Source organism: Rhodococcus sp. 06-1474-1B (assembly GCF_002258885.1).
Classification (GTDB): Bacteria; Actinomycetota; Actinomycetes; order Mycobacteriales; family Mycobacteriaceae; genus Rhodococcoides; species Rhodococcoides fascians.
This window is the reverse complement of the sequence record NZ_NOYR01000033.1, coordinates 244,498-261,145: the sequence shown is the minus strand read 5'-3', so window position 1 is coordinate 261,145 and position 16,648 is coordinate 244,498. Positions and strand designations below refer to the sequence as shown.

The 16,648-nt window shown below is 63.0% G+C and carries 16 protein-coding genes; 11 read left to right on the top strand and 5 right to left on the bottom strand.

Going from position 1 to position 16,648, the window contains the following annotated elements:
• Window positions 1–150: 150 nt before the first annotated feature.
• Window positions 151–579, bottom strand: a complete 429-nt coding sequence (gene arr / locus CH266_RS21715; protein ID WP_094716197.1) for an NAD(+)--rifampin ADP-ribosyltransferase — start codon at window positions 577–579, stop codon at window positions 151–153.
• Between the two features lie 115 nt (window positions 580–694).
• On the bottom strand, window positions 695–1,345 hold the full coding sequence (locus CH266_RS21710; protein ID WP_094716174.1) for a class I SAM-dependent methyltransferase: 651 nt from the start codon (window positions 1,343–1,345) through the stop codon (window positions 695–697).
• A gap of 36 nt (window positions 1,346–1,381) precedes the next feature.
• On the opposite strand from CH266_RS21710, the gene CH266_RS21705 reads away from it, so the two are divergent.
• Entirely contained in the window at window positions 1,382–2,845 is a 1,464-nt protein-coding gene (locus tag CH266_RS21705) for a dihydrolipoyl dehydrogenase family protein (RefSeq protein ID WP_094716173.1), read from the top strand.
• On the opposite strand, the gene CH266_RS21700 is transcribed toward CH266_RS21705, so the two are convergent.
• Window positions 2,817–3,428: a CDP-alcohol phosphatidyltransferase family protein gene (locus CH266_RS21700; RefSeq protein WP_094716172.1), complete on the bottom strand. Its 612-nt coding sequence runs from the start codon at window positions 3,426–3,428 to the stop codon at window positions 2,817–2,819. The two genes, CH266_RS21705 and CH266_RS21700, sit on opposite strands and share 29 nt — an antisense overlap.
• Complete coding sequence (locus CH266_RS21695; protein WP_230597286.1) at window positions 3,425–4,093, bottom strand: TVP38/TMEM64 family protein; 669 nt, start codon at window positions 4,091–4,093, stop codon at window positions 3,425–3,427. Before CH266_RS21695 ends, CH266_RS21700 begins: the two co-directional genes overlap by 4 nt.
• A 142-nt stretch (window positions 4,094–4,235) precedes the next feature.
• On the opposite strand from CH266_RS21695, the gene CH266_RS21690 reads away from it, so the two are divergent.
• From CH266_RS21690 to CH266_RS21650, 9 genes are all read left to right on the top strand, one after another.
• A complete protein-coding gene (locus CH266_RS21690; protein WP_176457172.1) occupies window positions 4,236–5,471 on the top strand; it encodes an ABC transporter substrate-binding protein in 1,236 nt (411 codons plus the stop codon).
• Window positions 5,468–6,307 (top strand): ABC transporter permease, encoded by an 840-nt coding sequence (locus CH266_RS21685; RefSeq protein ID WP_094716171.1) that lies wholly within the window; start codon window positions 5,468–5,470, stop codon window positions 6,305–6,307. Before CH266_RS21690 ends, CH266_RS21685 begins: the two co-directional genes overlap by 4 nt.
• Window positions 6,304–7,092, top strand: a complete 789-nt coding sequence (locus CH266_RS21680) for an ABC transporter permease (RefSeq protein ID WP_255175991.1) — start codon at window positions 6,304–6,306, stop codon at window positions 7,090–7,092. The genes CH266_RS21685 and CH266_RS21680 overlap by 4 nt, the downstream gene beginning before the upstream one ends.
• On the top strand, window positions 7,089–8,120 hold the full coding sequence (locus CH266_RS21675) for an ABC transporter ATP-binding protein (protein ID WP_094716169.1): 1,032 nt from the start codon (window positions 7,089–7,091) through the stop codon (window positions 8,118–8,120). The genes CH266_RS21680 and CH266_RS21675 overlap by 4 nt, the downstream gene beginning before the upstream one ends.
• Before the next feature lie 159 nt (window positions 8,121–8,279).
• Window positions 8,280–10,160, top strand: coding sequence for an AAA family ATPase (locus CH266_RS21670; protein WP_141214565.1), 1,881 nt, complete (start codon window positions 8,280–8,282; stop codon window positions 10,158–10,160).
• Window positions 10,161–10,452: 292 nt separating this feature from the next.
• On the top strand, window positions 10,453–11,331 hold the full coding sequence (locus CH266_RS21665) for a GIY-YIG nuclease family protein (RefSeq protein WP_255175990.1): 879 nt from the start codon (window positions 10,453–10,455) through the stop codon (window positions 11,329–11,331).
• 349 nt (window positions 11,332–11,680) lie between these two features.
• The gene (locus CH266_RS21660) at window positions 11,681–11,860 is read left to right on the top strand and encodes a hypothetical protein (RefSeq protein ID WP_094716166.1); all 180 of its coding nucleotides are present in this window, start codon (window positions 11,681–11,683) and stop codon (window positions 11,858–11,860) included.
• Window positions 11,857–14,100: a tetratricopeptide repeat protein gene (locus CH266_RS21655; protein WP_094716165.1), complete on the top strand. Its 2,244-nt coding sequence runs from the start codon at window positions 11,857–11,859 to the stop codon at window positions 14,098–14,100. Before CH266_RS21660 ends, CH266_RS21655 begins: the two co-directional genes overlap by 4 nt.
• A 73-nt stretch (window positions 14,101–14,173) precedes the next feature.
• Window positions 14,174–14,800, top strand: coding sequence for a uracil-DNA glycosylase (locus tag CH266_RS21650; protein ID WP_094716164.1), 627 nt, complete (start codon window positions 14,174–14,176; stop codon window positions 14,798–14,800).
• A 153-nt stretch (window positions 14,801–14,953) separates the two neighbouring features.
• Here the strand turns inward: CH266_RS21650 and CH266_RS21645 are convergent, their stop codons facing one another.
• Window positions 14,954–15,442, bottom strand: coding sequence for a hypothetical protein (locus tag CH266_RS21645; RefSeq protein WP_141214564.1), 489 nt, complete (start codon window positions 15,440–15,442; stop codon window positions 14,954–14,956).
• Between the two features lie 858 nt (window positions 15,443–16,300).
• Between CH266_RS21645 and CH266_RS25555 the strand changes: the two genes are divergently transcribed.
• Window positions 16,301–16,639: a hypothetical protein gene (locus CH266_RS25555; protein ID WP_176457171.1), complete on the top strand. Its 339-nt coding sequence runs from the start codon at window positions 16,301–16,303 to the stop codon at window positions 16,637–16,639.
• The last annotated feature ends 9 nt before the right edge of the window (window positions 16,640–16,648 follow it).

Below are 16,648 nucleotides of genomic sequence, written 5' to 3'. Positions count from 1 at the left end.
TTTCAATCGCCCCTTCGGGGTGAGCAAGGCATTAGCGTGTGACACGAGGACCTCTCGGTTGTCGGTGCAGTTGTGGTAACCACACCGATACCGGAGGTCCTCACCTATCTGTCGCTGCCACGCCGTCCACAACGTCCCTGCTCATTACAGCTAGTCGTAGAGAACCGCAGTTTCCGTCTGCCTCAACTTCTCCAAACCTTCACGAAACCGGTTCAGATATTCGGGCGAATGCCCGACCCACTCGGACGTCTCTTCGACGATGCGTACCGGTTCCGCGCTGCGGTAGGAATGAGTCGGATTGCCGGGGAACTTCTTGTCCGTCACGTTCGGATCGTCCTCGACACTGCCGGTCGGCTGGACGATGTAGACCCGAGGACGCCCCTCGCCGACGGCCATCTCGGCCGCGAGCACGGCACCGTCCAGCACCTTGGTCATGTAGATGTAGTTCGAGATGTGCTCGGGACGGTAATTGGAGCGATAGCCGGGAGACAAGTAATCGCCGGCCTTCAGATCGGCCTTCGTGCCATGAAAGTACGCACCGGACTCGTGCACGCGAAATCGCTCCGGTGTGTCGGCCATGTCTGCCATAGAAATTCCTCCGTGTCGGTAGCCGGAAGAGTGTGCACCACCGACGGGGTCTTGCCGCAAGCCCCCATCCCGGCAATACACTGAAGGGGTCGGAGACGAGCGCCGTTCATGAATTCGGCTCTGCGGGGCGGGCACCGACAGTCCCAATGCGAATCTGGATATGACCTCCGCGGACATCGCGGGCCGAAAGATCCCGCAGCAGTGGTGTCATCGCCGTCCACGGATGCGCCTCGATATCCGCCCCTCCGAGTCGACACGCAAGCTTCGCGAGCGGCGTACACGCAGTTGCTCGTCCGACGGGCCGCTGCATGTCGACGACGGCCACGACGCCGCCCACCCGTGTAGCCGAGATCATCGAATCGAGCGCCGCCTGCCATGGCGTCATCAATGACAGCGCGTAGGTGCTCAGGGCCGCATCGAACGGGGCCTGCTCCCCCAGATCGGCGGACGTCAGGGCGGTGGCGTCGGCGGGGATCAATGTGACATTCATCCACCCTGCGCGGGCAGCTCGACGTCGCGCCTGTTCGAGCATCTGCGGACTGGCATCGATTCCGGTGATCGAGCCGGTCGGGCCGATCATCCGCTGCAACCCGGCGAAGTTCAGCCCCGTCCCGCAGCCGAGGTCCAGAACATGGCTCCCCACAGGCAGATTCATCAGCTCGAACGCCGCCTCCCGTCCGGCTCGATACACCGGCCATTCGGCGGAGATCACGTCGTACAGGCGCGCCGAGAAGGTGTACTTGGTCGGTCGTCTCATCTCGGGTCTCTCCAAGGCGCGGGCATAGTGGGAGGTATGAGAATTCGTCGTTCGTCTTCGAGTGTGCCCGAGAACCGCGCCGACGTGGTCGTGGTGGGCGGCGGTACCGCCGGCATCGTGGCGGCAAAGACCGCGGCCGGCTTCGGCATTCGCGTCGTGTTGATCGAGCGGGACCGCACCGGCGGCGACTGCCTCTGGACCGGGTGTGTGCCGTCGAAGGCTCTGCTCGCGGCGGCTTCGGTGGCTGAGACGGTTCGATCCGCGTCCCGGTTCGGCATCGACACCGAGCCGCCGCGCGTGGATTTTGCACGCGTGATGCAGCACGTACACAGTTCGATCGCCGAGATCGCGCCGATCGATTCACCGGAGGCCCTTACCGAGGCCGGAGTACATGTGATCCACGGCGACGCAGTCTTCACCGGGCCGAACACTGTGAACGTCGGTGCGCTGTTACTGCAGTTCGGTCAGGCCATCGTGACCACCGGCGCGCATCCCACAGTGCCGGCGATCGACGGTATCGAGCACGTGGACTACCTGACCAGCGACACCCTGTGGGATCTTAAGGACTTACCGCAGCGAATGCTGATCGTCGGTGCCGGGTCGGTGGGTTGCGAAATGGCGCAAGCATTCTCGCGTCTCGGATCCGACGTCACCCTTGTCGGACGGTCAGCGACGATCCTTCCCCGCGAGCACCCTGAGGCCTCGTCGATACTGACGCAGGCCCTGACCGACGAGGGCGTACGCGTGCTGACCTCCACCGCCGTCGTGCGCATCGACGACGGTTCGGCCACCACCGACACGGGCGTCGATATCGACTTCGATCGGGTACTCGTCGCGACCGGACGGACTCCGCGGACCGCGTCTCTCGGGTTGGATTTGGCCGGTGTGGAAGTGGACGACAACGGATTCGTACGGGTCGACGAGCATCTGCGGACCACCAATCCCCGCATCTGGGCGGCCGGAGATCTCACCGGTCACCCTCAGTTCACCCACACCGCCGGTGTGCACGGCAGCCTGGCCGCGAGCAACGCGGCGCTCGGCCTGAACCGAAAGGTGAGTACGACGGGGACTCCACGGGTGACGTTCACCGATCCCGAGATCGCCTCGGCGGGAATCGATGTGCGAACCGCGCGGCAGCATGGGTTGCGACTGCAGACGCTCGATCACCATCACGTCGATCGTGCTGTCACCGAGGGCAGAACTGCCGGATCTACGACCCTCGTTCTCGACGCCAAACGACGCATCGTCGGGGCCTGCGTGGTGGGACCGCGGGCGGGCGAGACGATCGGGGAGCTGATCATCGCCATCGAGCAGGGTTTGCGTACTCGCGATCTCGCCGGAGCAACGCACCCGTATCCGACCTACAACGACGGGCCGTGGAATGCGGCGATCGCAGACGTGAAGGCGCAGTTGGGTTCTCCGGTATTTTCCCGAGCAACGGCCGCACTGGCGAAGGTCCGGGGCACGTGGATCAGGAGAGGGCGCGATACCCGGCGATGATCCGCTGGGTGGAGCTCACCGCGACCACCGCCGCCCACACCACCGCAATCTGCCACGAGATGCCGGGCAACAGCAGCCACAGACTATGTACTGCAATGGTTTCGGCTCCCTCGGCCAACCCTCCGACGAACGACAGCGAGCGGCCGTCGTCGATGGTGCGACCGGTGCGCTCGGCAATGGAGGAGAACGCGAGGAACGCGGTGCCGTTGATGTAGTACGCCAACAACACCAGCAGGAACGGCCACCACGGGGCGTCGTACGCGGCCGAGGCACCTACCGCGACGCCCACCACAGTCGTTCCGTACACCACAAAATCGGCGGTGATGTCTAAGAATCCGCCGGCACCGCCCGTAGTGGAACGCCTACGCGCGAGAGGCCCGTCCAGACCGTCGGCGATGCGGGAGACGATCCACAACACCAAGGCGAGCCACCAGAATTGCAGGCTCGCGGCCAGTGCACTGCCGAGGCCCAGTACAAGTCCGGCGGCGGTGATCCGGTCCGGGGTGATCCCGGGGCGGTCGAGGGCACGGGCACAGCGATCGAGTGGGCCTTCGAGGTGGCGGCGCAGAAAGCTGTCGATCATTCGGCAGCTCCGGTGAGTCCGAGACGGCGGGCCAACAGGGCCGAGCCGGCCGCGATCGCCAGGACCGCCAGCAGTGCGATCGCGAACGGCCACGACAGCGGTGAGGTTCCGTAGGCACCGAGCGCGGTGTAGGCGACGGTCGCGGGCACGATCCCGATCATGGTGCCCACCACGTAGTCACGCTGACCCACGGCGCTGACTCCGGCCGCGTAGTTGACCAAGGAGAACGGCAGCGGAACCAGTCGCACGAGCAGCACCGACAGCAACCCGCGTCGGCCGAGCATGGCGTCGAGTCGGCGCAGCCTGTCCCATTCGGTGCGGGCCACCTGTCCGCGGCCCAGCGCCCGCGCTCCCCAGTACCCGAGATATGCCCCCGCGGTGGCGGCGAACACCACGACGGTCGCACCCACCGCCAACCCGAACAGCAGTCCCGACGCAATGGTCAACGTGCTGGCGGGGAACGGAGTGGCCGACAGGACGGCGTAAAGCACGACGAACAACGCGATGCCCCACGGCCCGGCCGACGCCACGCGATCGCGGATGAACGACGGATCAGGCAGGTCGACGGTGCCGAGCACGATCACCACAGCGATGACGACCACGGCAGCCGCGAGCAATTTCAGGGTCGTGCCGCGGCGACTACGCGTCGGGCGGTCCTGCGTCACGGTGGTGCCTCTCGTCCGACGGTTCACGATCCATTGTGCACACGGCCGGTCTGCCCGCGTGTTCAGCGGTTGTCGCATTCGACCGATTACGGTGGTGAGGGCAGCGTCGACGACGGCTGCTTCGATTGATCTGGAGGCCCCGGTGATTCGTTCAGTACGGTGCGCAGTGGCGATTGCGGCGAGCGCAGGGTTGCTGCTCACCGCATGCGCAGCACCCTCATCGGAGGCTCCGCGCGCCGACGACCTGTCCTGGAGCGAGATCCAGGAGCAGGCGCAAGGACAGACGGTGTCGCTGTGGATGTACGGCGGCGACGAGCAGGGCAACGCCTACGTCGACGACGTGCTCACCCCCGCGGCCGCCGAAGAAGGCGTCACGCTGCGCCGAGTGCCGGTGGAATCGACAACCGATGCCGTCAATCGCATCCTGTCCGAGCGGCAGGCCGGGGTCACCGATGGCGAGGTGGACCTGGTGTGGGTCAACGGCGCGAACTTCGGCACCGGTAAGCAGGCCGGCGCGTGGCTGTGCGGGTGGACGCAGAATCTGCCGAACATGGAACTGACCGATCCCGAGGATCCGCTGTTGCGCGACGACTTCGGCACTCCGGTCGAGAACTGTGAATCACCCTGGCACAAAGCTCAATTCACACTGGTCTACAACGCGGCAGCCATCCCCGATCCGCCGACGACATTCGACGGCGTGCTCGACTGGGCTCGTGCGAACCCGGGCCGCTTCACCTACCCCGCTCCCCCGGACTTCACCGGCTCGGTGTTCGTGCGTGAGGCCTTGATCAACGCCTCCGGCGGCGTCGACGAGGTTCCCGCTCAGTTCGATCAGGACTCCTACGATCGCCTCGCCCCGGCATTGTTCGACCGATTGAACGAGCTCGCCCCGTCACTGTGGCGCGAGGGAACGACGTATCCGCAGTCTTCCTCCGAGCTCGACGCCCTCTACGCCGGCGGTCAGGTCGACATGACCATGACGTACGGCCCCGCGACCCTCCCGAAACTCGTCGCCGACGGCACCTTCCCACCGGAGACCCGCGTCCTGACCCTCGACGAGGGAACCGTCGGGAATGCGAGTTTCCTTGCCATTCCGTCGACGTCGGGGAAGTCGGCCGCGGCGCAGGTGGTTGCCAATCTCGCGCTGTCGCCCGAGCAACAACTCGCAAAGGCGACGCCGGAAGTGTGGGGCCAGTTCACTGCGTTGGACATCGCGCGTCTGACCCCGGAGGAGCGGGCGCAGTTCGAGCAGCTCCCGTCCTCGCCGGTGGTTCCTTCGTACGAGGTGATCTCGGCGAACGCGCACCCGGAGCTGTCCGCGGAGTGGGTCACCCCGCTCGACGAGGGATGGCGTCGAAGCGTGCTCGCCGGTCAGTGAGCGCGTCCACAAGGAGCTTTCGCGGCACAGCGGCGGTCCTCCCCGCCGTCGTCTTGGTCGTTCTCGTCGTCGGCGGCGGCCTGGGAACCGTGGTGCTGCAGAGCCTGGGTCTGATGCCGTTGGTCGGAACCCCCGAACTATCGGTCGACGCGTACTCCGCTCTGGGCGGTGACCTATGGCGCTCGGTGGTGCTGACTCTGTCGATTGCCATCGTCTCCACCGCGTTGGCCACGGTGATCGGGCTTGCCGCGGCGCTGACGGCGTTGTCGGGTGGACGCGCCGCGTTGGTCGCTGCTGGGGTGACGGTCACGGTGCCGCACCTGATCGGCGCGGCAGCGATGGCGCTGTTGCTGGCGGATTCGGGGATGCTGCCCCGCATTCTCGGCATGACCGACGGCGGCTGGCCGGAGTTGGTCGGTGGGAAGTGGTGGATTGCCGTCGTCGCCGAATACGCCTGGAAGGAATCGGCTTTCGTAGCCGTCGTCGTGGCCGGGACGCTCGCCACCCGAGTAGCCGCGTTCGACGAGACGGCCGCGACCTTGGGTGCCGGCCGGTGGGCTCGGCTCCGTTTGGTCACGCTGCCGTTGGCTCGGCCCGCGCTGATCGCATCGGCGGCCATCGCGTTCGCCTACACGGTCGGCTCGTACGAGGTAGCCCGCATTCTGGGTCGCCCGTATCCGGAGCCGTTGTCGGTGATGGCCATTCGACTGTTCACCTCGATCGATCTCGAGACGCGTCCGCAGGCCGCCGCTGCCGCGACGATCGCCACCGCGCTGACGGTGGTCGTGGCCGCCGTGGCCCTGCACTATCTGCGCAGATCGGCAGCGTGGAAATGAACAAGGTAGAAGTGAACAGGGTTCTTCCCGCTGTCGGCAGGTCCGTTCTGGTCCTGTGGTTCTTGCTGCCGCTGATTCCGGTTGTCCTGTGGGCCATCAGCAATCGCTGGTCGTTTCCCGGTTCGGTTCCTCAGGAGTGGGGATTCGACGGCGTCCGGAGTGCCCTCGACGCCGGGGGCGTCGATGCTTTCGTGAGGTCTACCCTGCTCGCTCTCGCCGTCGCCGCTATCGCAACGCCATTGGGCGCGTTGGCCGCTCGCGCGCTGGTGAACGGGACTGTGCGTTTCCCGGCGGTTGTGGCCGGCGTTCTCTTCGCCCCGCTGGCCCTGCCCCCGTTTGCCGTGGCACTGGGACTCGATGTTCTGGTGTTGCGTTCGCGAATTCCGAGCACGGTGGCGGTGATCGCGTTGCTGACCGTTGCGGCCATTCCGTACACGACGTATCTGATGCGAGTGGCGTTCGGCGCGTACGACATCGGCTACGAGGAAGAAGCGCGAACGCTCGGCGCGTCGAGTGCCATGGTGCTGCGACGGATTCGCATTCCGCTGTTGGCTCCGGCGTTGGCGGGTGCGGCGTTGCTCGCGTTCCTCGTGGCGTGGAGCGACTACGTGATCACGCTGCTGATCGGTGGAGGCAGACTGGTCACCGTGCCCATTCTCGTCGCCTCGTTCGCTGCGGGAACCGGTAATGATTCGGTGGTGGCTGCGCTGTCGGTCGCCGCCGTCGTGCCGCCGTTGTTGCTGGTGCTCATGCTGGCACGGTTGCGTCGGAGGAGTGCCCGATGAGCGTCGAACTGTCCGTTCACAGACTCACGAAAGTGCATGCCGGTCAATCGGTTGCAGCTCTGGATTCGTTGGATCTCACCGTGTCACCGGGGTCGTGTACGGCGATTCTCGGGCCGTCGGGTTCGGGCAAGAGCACTGCCCTACGGCTCATCGCCGGACTGGATTCACCCACCGCCGGCACGGTGCGCATCGACGGCCGTGAAGTGAACGGTGTTGCGGCCGAGAACCGCGGGGTGGGGATGGTGTTCCAGCGTCCGATGTTGTTCCCGCATATGTCGGTACTGGACAACATCGGCTTCGCCTACCGCGCTGCCGGGGAGAGTCGCAAGCGGTCGCGCGAACGTGCCCGCGAGTATCTCGATCTCGTTCATCTGGGTGACATCGGAGATCGCGCGGTGTCGGAGGTGTCGGGCGGGCAGGCCCAGCGGGTGGCGTTGGCGCGCTCACTCGCCGGATCCCCACGAGTGTTGTTGTTGGACGAGCCCTTCAGTGCCCTGGACCCGGTGTTGCGCACCGAGATGCATGACCTGGTTCGCGAACTACGGTCGTCGTTGGATCAGACTCTGCTGCTCGTCACCCACGATCAACAGGAAGCGGCCGTCCTGGCCGATTCTGTGGCGGTGCTCATCGACGGCCGGCTCGAACATCACTCGGATATCGCGACGGCGTACACGCGACCGAGTACGCTGGAGGTCTCGCGACTGATGGGCGGGATGAACGAAATCGAGGGGCAGTGGGATGGACTTGGAGTGCATCGCTCCGTGCTCGGGGAGTTGGAGGTCGACGGTCTGGATCTGCCGTCAGGGCCGGCCGTGTTGTTGCTGCGGCAAGAGCTGATCACGCTGGACAACAATGGGATTCGCGGAGTTGTGTCGGGTCTGCGCCCGACCGGGTTCCGCAGCATCGCCGATGTGACAGTGGGGTCGGTGACCGTGAAGGTCGAGTTGGCGGCGGGATCTGCGGTGCGGGCCGGGGATGCCGTGGGGTTGGAGATTCCGGGCGGGGCCAGGTTTGTTGTCGGGGGTTGAGGTCGACGATGCGGCGGTTCACAGTCCTACGTATCTGACGGCCCCAACAAACTCACTGCTGGCTGCAGGATCACCAAACTGTTCGTCACATCGGGTGATAATCCGGTCAATCCCATCTTGTACCACGCCCTCGTCTGTGACAGCGACTACTCTGCACTGATGCAATTAGGCAATGTGCACGTGGTGGGCGTCGGCCGACTCGCCGATGCGTCGATGAAGGTTAGAGGCAAGGTCACTGCCATTGTCGGTCCAAACGAAGCAGGCAAGAGCACTTTGCTGCGCGCAATTGCCTCTACCAGCTGGGATACCCCGATCGGGGACGGACCAATCGGAGGCATTCCGCGCCGAACGAACCCAATTCCTACCGACGTCGCACTCAAAGCGACTTTCACACTGGACGCCGAAGACCAGGCAGCCATAACGCACATACCAAGTGAGCAAAAGCCGACCCGGGTGCTGGTGGAAAAGTCCTACGGAGGACAAGTCTCCTACGATATCCAACCGAACGGCAGGAGGCCCCGCGCGCCGCGTGAGAAGGCAGCAAAAGAAGTGGTCAACCTGCTAGCCGCGTTGAGCAAAGTCGATGAGGACGCTTCAGATGAGGTTCTGGAATGCGTGCAGAGTCTGCGGCCCCGAGCTGACAGTGCTCTGGCCATCCTGGACGGATCGGACGATCCTGCAACAATGTCCGACGAGATGCTGAACCAGCTGGACATCTTCGTCGTCGAACTGGGATCGACAACAATTGAAGTGGTCCCCGAAAAGGAGCGGATACTTTCGGTACTGAACGCAGCGCTCGACAACGAACGTGCCCCTCATCCAACCTCTGCCATGCGGTCCGTTCTAATCGGGCGTGTCCCAATTGCTGCCCTCTTCGGCGCAGCCGACCGGGACTTGTCCTACGAGTATGACCTCAACGGAATGACCGAAGAAGGTACGCCGGCGGCGTTGTCGAACCTCGCTGCGAGCGCCAAGCTTGACCTGGTCGCGATGGTGAACGATATGGCGGTCGGTAAGTGGGATGCCGTAGCCGAGCACATCGAAGATGCGAACGACCACTTGCAGGAGCTGTTCGAGTCGTCTTGGACCGCCGGGTCAGGTACTGCCGCAGTGCACCTCGATCGCGACGGTACAACGTTGCGAATCATGGTGACATCCAAGGTTGGGCGGTATTCGCCTATCAGTGAACGGAGCGATGGGCTGCGGATGTTCGTGGCGCTCACAACGTTTGTTCAGGCTCGCACCGGCGGGCAGAGACCAGTGGTACTACTTATCGACGAAGCCGAGAATCACCTGCACTACGACGCTCAGGCAGACCTGATGGCCGTGCTCGGACGGCAAGAGCTAGCCGCTCAAGTCATCTACACAACCCACTCTGCGGGCTGCCTGCCCGACGAACTCGGTGGGAACATCGTCGCTGTTGTCCCCGATCCAGAATCGGGCCGCTCTACTATTGACTCCAGCTACTGGACATCCGGGCTCGGTTTCTCGCCACTCATGATGGCAATGGGCGCAGGCGCAGCCGCCATCACCCCTTCTCGTTACGCCGTACTCGCTGAAGGACACAGCGAGGCTCTTATTCTTCCCCGGCTCATTCGCGAGGCAACCGGACTACATCGCCTCGGCTATCAGATCGCAGCAGGAGTTGCAGAGGCCGGCCGCGCCGATATCCCGGCGCTGGATGCTGAAGCAGCCCATGTTGTATACCTCGTTGATGGCGACCAAGGCGGTAAGAACAACGCCGCTAAGCTGACTCGTGCGGGTGTTCCGTCCAAGCGGGTGATTCAGCTCGGTGGCGAGGGGTCCGGGCTATGCCTTGAAGATCTGGTCAAGGACGACGTTTACAGCAAATGCGTTGACACTGCTCGTGTCGCAACGGGGCACGAACCATCTAAAACCGAGATCGCCGCTGGGCTTATTGATGTCGAGGGCGATCTCGTCACGCCGGGCAAAGTGGACTTGCTCGCGGCACTGCACCTCACGCTGTCGGACGCGCTGGACATTCCGCCAGAGCGTCGGCCCACACTTCTGAACAAGTAATTCATCGACTGAAGAATCGCTTCATCCAGGTCTACGAGCTCGCTTCGATGGTTTAGGACGGATTCGGCAGCCTGAAAGACGTTGATCTCGTGAGGATCGATCGGAAGTCGGCGCTGGACGGGCCCCGTCTCGGTTTCCAGCAAGGCGCGCCGCATCGAGATGTGACGCACGTGACATGCACAATAGGCAGGTCGTAGGGCCGCAAGTCTGGAGGCTAATTGTGAGTGCGGGTAGATCGGTTCGATTATTTCTTGCTGATGGATCACCAGGGGGCTTACTCACTGCCGAAATCATGAACTGGACTGGACATGTGGTGGCCGCGCCCAGATCAGATCTACCAGCGCTGTTGAAGCGTCCCGAATCGAATCGCACCGGCGTCTACTTTTTATTCGGGGATGATCCGAACAGCCTCGGGGGCCAAACCGCATACATCGGCGAGGGCGACGACATCAGCAAACGGCTCCGCCAACACGCGCGTCCAGAAGCTCAAGGAGGAAAAGACTTTTGGGACCGTGCAATTGTCTTGACCAGCAAAGACGCCAACCTGACCAAGGCACACGCACGCTACCTCGAAAGTCGCTTCATCACCCTTGCCCAGCTTTCCAAACGAGCCCGTCTGACCAACGGCACGGCACCGCCACCGATTGTGTTGCCCGAAGCTGACGTCTCGGACATGGAGTATTTCATCAGCCAGGCGAAGATCGTACTTCCTGTTCTCGGCGTCAATCTGCTCCGTTCGGCAGTCACAGCAACCGAGTCCAACAGACCCACGGCCGTGATTTCGGAGTCCGTAATTGCGCCACCCGACTCGCCGGTATTCGAGCTGCGACTGAAAAAGGACGGAATTACCGCGAAGGCTCGTGAGATCGATGCCGAGTTCACCGTCCTGGAAGGATCGCAAGTCCGCGGTGGGTGGGTGGGTAGCAGTCACGAAGGATACAAAGTATTGCGCGACAAGTTGATTCACGACGGAGTGATATTCCTGGGGGACGGTGGCATCGCGCGATTTACTCAGGATCAGGTTTTCTCGAGTCCAAGTGCCGCAGCGGTGGTCATCGTCGGGCGCAGCGCGAACGGTCGAAACGACTGGAAAGTCCCGGAGACCGGTCTGAGCTACGGGGACTGGCAAAGCCAGGGCATCGAGGATGCAGCCCTCCTCGACGAGCCTTGAGGTTTGTCGCCCTTCACCGGTTCCCGGTGAAGCGAACAGTTGAGACATTCTCTGGTGCCCTTTCTGCTCCCGGCGGTAATCCGCCTAGCCTGCGTCCGTGATTGGTCAGCTCACTGCGGGTCGGACACAGCTGACCGAATATTTCCTTCTACGTTCCCTACTTCCCGCACACCTCGCACCGCATTGTCTCCGCTCGGTGCGAGGTCGTGAGATAGAGGCAGTCGCGGCGCAGCCTTTGACACCCACCTTGACTTTGGGAAGGAAGGAACATCTGATGAGCCTGCCGTGCACCTGTGACCGCTGCTTGCATGATGCGGAACCTCAAGTCGAAGCGGTCATCGACGACTGGATGGAACAATCCGATGCGCAGACTCCGGTATCGGAGTGGCCGTGGAGGCAGTGGATCGCCGACCACTACACACAGGTCGGACGCTTCGACTGCGACGATGCGACTCGGGCGTCGTTCATCAGCGCAACGTTGATGTACTTCGGCGATTTGCACGACCGAGAGGACGCGGGATTCGAATGACTAACTCGGATCAATGGACCGACCTGGATCGGGCGTACTCCGCGTGGCTATGCGCAGCAGCAGCGACACTTGTCGACCGACTCCGAGAAGCCGGCATCGCAGACTCGCGTGTGACCGGACGGCCCGACTTCGTGCACAAAATACGCCGACATCTGCAGATGACCCTTTCGGGCGAGCAGCTCACCACGCTGCCGGCCTCGTGGCACGGCAGCCGGACCGATCGCGACGGTCAGACGTTCAAGGAATGGGCCGGGGGCCGGAACGACTCACCTCGACCGGTCACGCCAGGCAAGGCCGAAGTGGGTGCCTCCGTCAAAGCGGTTGTGGCAGAGCTTGTCGACTCCCACCGCGCTCCTGTCGGGGTACCCGCTGGGCTATCAAATCTCGGTTTCGCCGAGGTCTACGACCGGCTTTCGGTCGAACGTGCGACCCGGCAGTCGTCGAGCGGCCGCACCTCTGGAACAAAGAACCGGACAAGGATTCGCGACCGCCTGACCGACACGGCGTGGTCAGTTCTCGGCGTCCGTCCGAGCGAAATGGCCGCCGTCGATCCGCTCGATGCGCTGCGGCTCGGCTCCGGTCGAACCGCCGGCATGCTCCCCCGCTACGTCGACCGCACCGCGGACGCGCTGTTGGCCGATAGCTTCCGGCAGTCACGTCATGGGCTGAGCGTCGTGGTCGGGCCGCCGAAGGCCGGCAAATCGCGAAGCGTCTACGAGGTCAGTACCAGGACGCTCCCCCACGAGATTTGCTGGTGGCATCAACCCCGGCCCGGCAGCTTCGCGAAACTGAAAGATCTGTTTTCCGAGACGACCCACACACGGTCGGTCTTGCCCACCCCGGGGCTGGTCGTCCTCGACGATGCTCACCAGAACGGGATCGGCGCGGACGGCTTGTCCGAGGCAGCGCTGCGTGAGTTTGCGGAACACACCCGGCTTGTGGTGATCCTGCATTCCGAGCAACTCGCCCGGTGGCAATCTCGCTGGAACGACCCGTCACGAATTGACAACCACGGGCAGACGTCCGCGACGACACACGAGGGTTGTATCCGGCTGCTCGAACGTTCTCGGATCGACTATGGGAGTGAGCTGAACACTTCGGCCGAAATCGCTGCCTGTTCGCGACTCGTCGACGACGTCTTAGCCCTGAACCCGGAACTCGACGTCGAAGAACTCGAACCGTGCCGTATCGGTGAGCTGCTCGGCAGTGCCGACGAGCTCCAGAAGCGCGCTGATCACATCCTGACCGAAGGACGCACGGCCGCCGCCGTACTCGAAGCCGCCATCGACGCCAAGATCATCGGACCAGCCGGTGTCGACCTGAATTTCATCCGTACGCTTTCGGAACTACATCACCGTCGACGGAATCCGAACAAATCGGCGTCCGTGCTCGTGAACCAGTTCGACGAGGCGGTCGAGGCTCTCACCGAGAGCATCGCACCGGGCTCACCACACTCGCTTCTCGTTAGGGTCGGCGATGGAAGTCAGCCCGGAGGAGAGCTGTACCGACTGTACGACGCCCTCGATCAGCCTCACCCGCATCGCGACACCACGCACCTACTACGCGTCCCTGAATTGTCCGCCGAACACTTGAGCAGTGTTGCGTTCTGGCACTACGACAACGAAGACCGCGACACGGCGCGGACCTTTTGGACGAGAGCTGCCGACTCCGAGATACCCGAGGCCCTACATTGGCTCGGTATTCTCGCCGACCACGACGGCATCCCCGACACCGCTCTGCAGTGCTATCGACGCGCCGCCGAACTGGGCGACCTCGACGCCGCCAACGACGCGGCCATCGCGTGCCTTCAGACCGGTCACGATGACGAAGCGGCCCGGTGGTTGCACTTCGCGGCCGAGGCCGGCCACCCCCAAGCGATGTTCAACTACGCCAACACAGCACGCCTCAACGGAGACGTCGACACCGCGAGGCACTGGTTCGAGCAAGCAGATCGCGCCTCGAATCTGGAAGCCACACGAAGCCTCGGCCTCCTCGCACGTGAGGCAGGAAACGACCACGACGCCGAGCGATGGTTCCGAAAAGCTGCAGGTGCGGGGCACGCGCTATCGATGGTCAACCTGGCCGAGATGGTCGACTCGGCAGAGGCGAAAGAGTTGATGACACAGGCCATCGACGCCGGATTCATCGGGCGCTTCCGCGATCTGCTCGCCAACGTCCACCCCGCCGAACTGCTCACCGCAACGGACTGCGTGACAGACAACTCCGGAGAGAAAACCTGAGACGACCCCGGCCACGTCCGTCGCGACCACGGCACCAGATTCATTCGTACGACTTACCCCTAGGAGATACGAGATGGCACGGCAGATGCGTATGCGGAGTTACCAACGCGAGCAGATGAACGGCAAATACTTACCGCATATCGAACCTTTCAATCGTCTCGTCGACGACCTCAGGACGGTCGACGAATGGATGCCGTATGTCGCACCGATCTACGGAGGCCGCGACGCACTGGTACTTGCCCTCTTTCGAGACCCTGGGCCGGCCACCCGTGACGGCGTCGGCAGCGGCATGCTGTGTGTGGAGAACGACGACCCCTCCGCCGAACGGCACTGCAACTTCCTCAGGAACGCAGGGATCGCCGCCTCCGACCTGATGGTGTGGAATACCTACCCGTGGTTCATCAACCGCAAGCCCACCTCCGCAGAGATCGACCGTGGGTTGCCGGTGCTAAGGAAAATTCTGGAACTGTGCCCCAACGTGGAAGTGGTCATGGCACATGGGGGTGACGCGCAGCTCGCCTGGCGACGTCTGCGCCGCCGTATTCCGAACGTCGCAGCCGGGATCGAAACAATCGAGACGCATCATACGAGCAGACAAGCTCTTTGGCACAAGGACTCAGATGTCCGCACATCCCGAGAACGGAAATTGGCCGCTGACTTCGGGCACGCCGCGAATGTCCTGGGGGGCGCGCCGCACTGATACGAATGCACCCAGCTACTGCCTACTGTTCTTGCCCATTCTCGCGCCACCTCTGGGTCATTGCGCGCCCCGCCCACCGCCTCAGAGCGAGACAGTCGGCCAGGTAGCCGTCGCGGAGAAAGATTGGCTGCCAACGGAGCACTCAGACGCCTGTCATTCGAGAGTGAGCACCGCTGCCTTCGTCCCTTGGTTGGGCAACCCAATTGTCAAAGAGTCACCAGGCTTGATGTCGTCATCTTTGAACATGACCCAGCCCCGATGCTTCTGACCGTTGGCGAGCTGACTGTCGGAGAACTCCGGGTACTTTTCATCACAGTTCGGAACCAGGATGGTGATGTCGTCGGCCACGTATCCGGCGGCGTCCGTCGCTCGGAACCATCCCGGTGAGCCGAACGCAACCGGACCCGAGCCAGGATCGTGGGCCACGTCGAATTCGACTGCGATATATGGAAATTCCTTCTCGATATCGGTGCCGGTGTCGTAATCGAAGTACCCACACACAGGTGCATAGTCGATCGCCGTGACAGTTGCAGTCAGGCTCGCCGCAGGATCGCCGAAGCCTGCAACCTTGTCCAGCGCGAACGGCTGACCGATCATGACAGGCACTGCCTCGACAGGGGCGGCCGTGGTCGTAACAGGCACCGCTATTTCCGAACTGATCATGGTGCTGGGGCCGCCGGTTTCATCAGTGCTTGCGCATCCGGCGAGCAATCCGAGGGGTAGCGCGAATGCGAAGCAGAAAGACCGCTGACGGCGAGTGTGGTGACGCGACATGCCGCTATCGTCACACGTCCCCATGCCCTTCATGGACAGGGCGACGCAGTATCGCAACGTCGAAAACGAACCCCGCCCGCTTAAAGACCCAGCCCGGCACCGCTGACCAGTGCACTCACGACCGGCAGCGCATGGGGACTGCACGTGCCCAACGCGTCGGATAAGACAAGTTTCAGTCAATCGAACGACACGAAATTCGTGGGTGACCTCGACAGCGCCGGGGCGTTTCACGTCCCTAGAAGTCGGTCTGAGTAGACCTGACTCTTACTCGTCGAATTTGGACGATGCACCGAACGCGACTGTTAACAAAATGGGCTATCTGGCCGCCCACTGCGACGGCGAACCAAGACGAATCCTGTCCCGATCGAATCCAAGTCGGTCCGTATCAGCTGGTAGAGCCGTTTAGGACGTAGTTAACAGTGAGCGTGCCGGGTCGGGTGTTCTGCGGGTAACTGTTTCATCCTTGACATTGATGGCTGGGTAGGTTTAGTGTTCCGGTCAACACTCCAAGCATCGAAAGGAAACGGCATGGTCACCAACTCAGCCGCATTGGTCCAGCATCTGTCTCTCACTGCCCCGGGTCGCGTTCTCGCCATTGCGCCTCAGTTGGCACCGGCACGCGACTCCGGGAGGGTAGTGCACTTCATTGATATCGAAAACCTCTGCGGGACTTCAGATGTGAGGAATCATGTCGCACGGAACGCAATGCTTCAATACCACGAGGCAGTGAACATCGCGACAGGTGACCACGTCATCATCGGCGCATCGCATCACAATGTGGTCGCCGCGTGGAACGCATGGCCGAGCGCCAGGTTGCTCACGCCGCGTTCGGGTCCCGATGGTGCCGACCGTTCGCTCCGTGAAGCGATGCACACCGAACGAATTCCAGAGCGGTTCACCGACATCTACCTCGGATCTGGTGACGGTGGTTTCGCGGATGATCTGGCTTACCTCGCCGAAGCCGGATCGACCACGAATGTGGTTGCCCGTACCGGACACATGTCCGGCCGCCTACGCCTGGCTGCACATCGCGTCATCACGATTACTACCACTACCTACGCATAGGACACTGTT

Coding starts and splice junctions, on each gene's coding strand:
- arr (WP_094716197.1), bottom strand. CDS start 579: ATGGCCGACACACCGGAGCGATTTCGCGTGCACGAGTCCGGTGCGTAC.
- CH266_RS21710 (WP_094716174.1), bottom strand. CDS start 1,345: ATGAGACGACCGACCAAGTACACCTTCTCGGCGCGCCTGTACGACGTG.
- CH266_RS21705 (WP_094716173.1), top strand. CDS start 1,382: ATGAGAATTCGTCGTTCGTCTTCGAGTGTGCCCGAGAACCGCGCCGAC.
- CH266_RS21700 (WP_094716172.1), bottom strand. CDS start 3,428: ATGATCGACAGCTTTCTGCGCCGCCACCTCGAAGGCCCACTCGATCGC.
- CH266_RS21680 (WP_255175991.1), top strand. CDS start 6,304: ATGAACAAGGTAGAAGTGAACAGGGTTCTTCCCGCTGTCGGCAGGTCC.
- CH266_RS21675 (WP_094716169.1), top strand. CDS start 7,089: ATGAGCGTCGAACTGTCCGTTCACAGACTCACGAAAGTGCATGCCGGT.
- CH266_RS21670 (WP_141214565.1), top strand. CDS start 8,280: ATGCAATTAGGCAATGTGCACGTGGTGGGCGTCGGCCGACTCGCCGAT.
- CH266_RS21665 (WP_255175990.1), top strand. CDS start 10,453: ATGAACTGGACTGGACATGTGGTGGCCGCGCCCAGATCAGATCTACCA.
- CH266_RS21660 (WP_094716166.1), top strand. CDS start 11,681: ATGGAACAATCCGATGCGCAGACTCCGGTATCGGAGTGGCCGTGGAGG.
- CH266_RS21655 (WP_094716165.1), top strand. CDS start 11,857: ATGACTAACTCGGATCAATGGACCGACCTGGATCGGGCGTACTCCGCG.
- CH266_RS21650 (WP_094716164.1), top strand. CDS start 14,174: ATGGCACGGCAGATGCGTATGCGGAGTTACCAACGCGAGCAGATGAAC.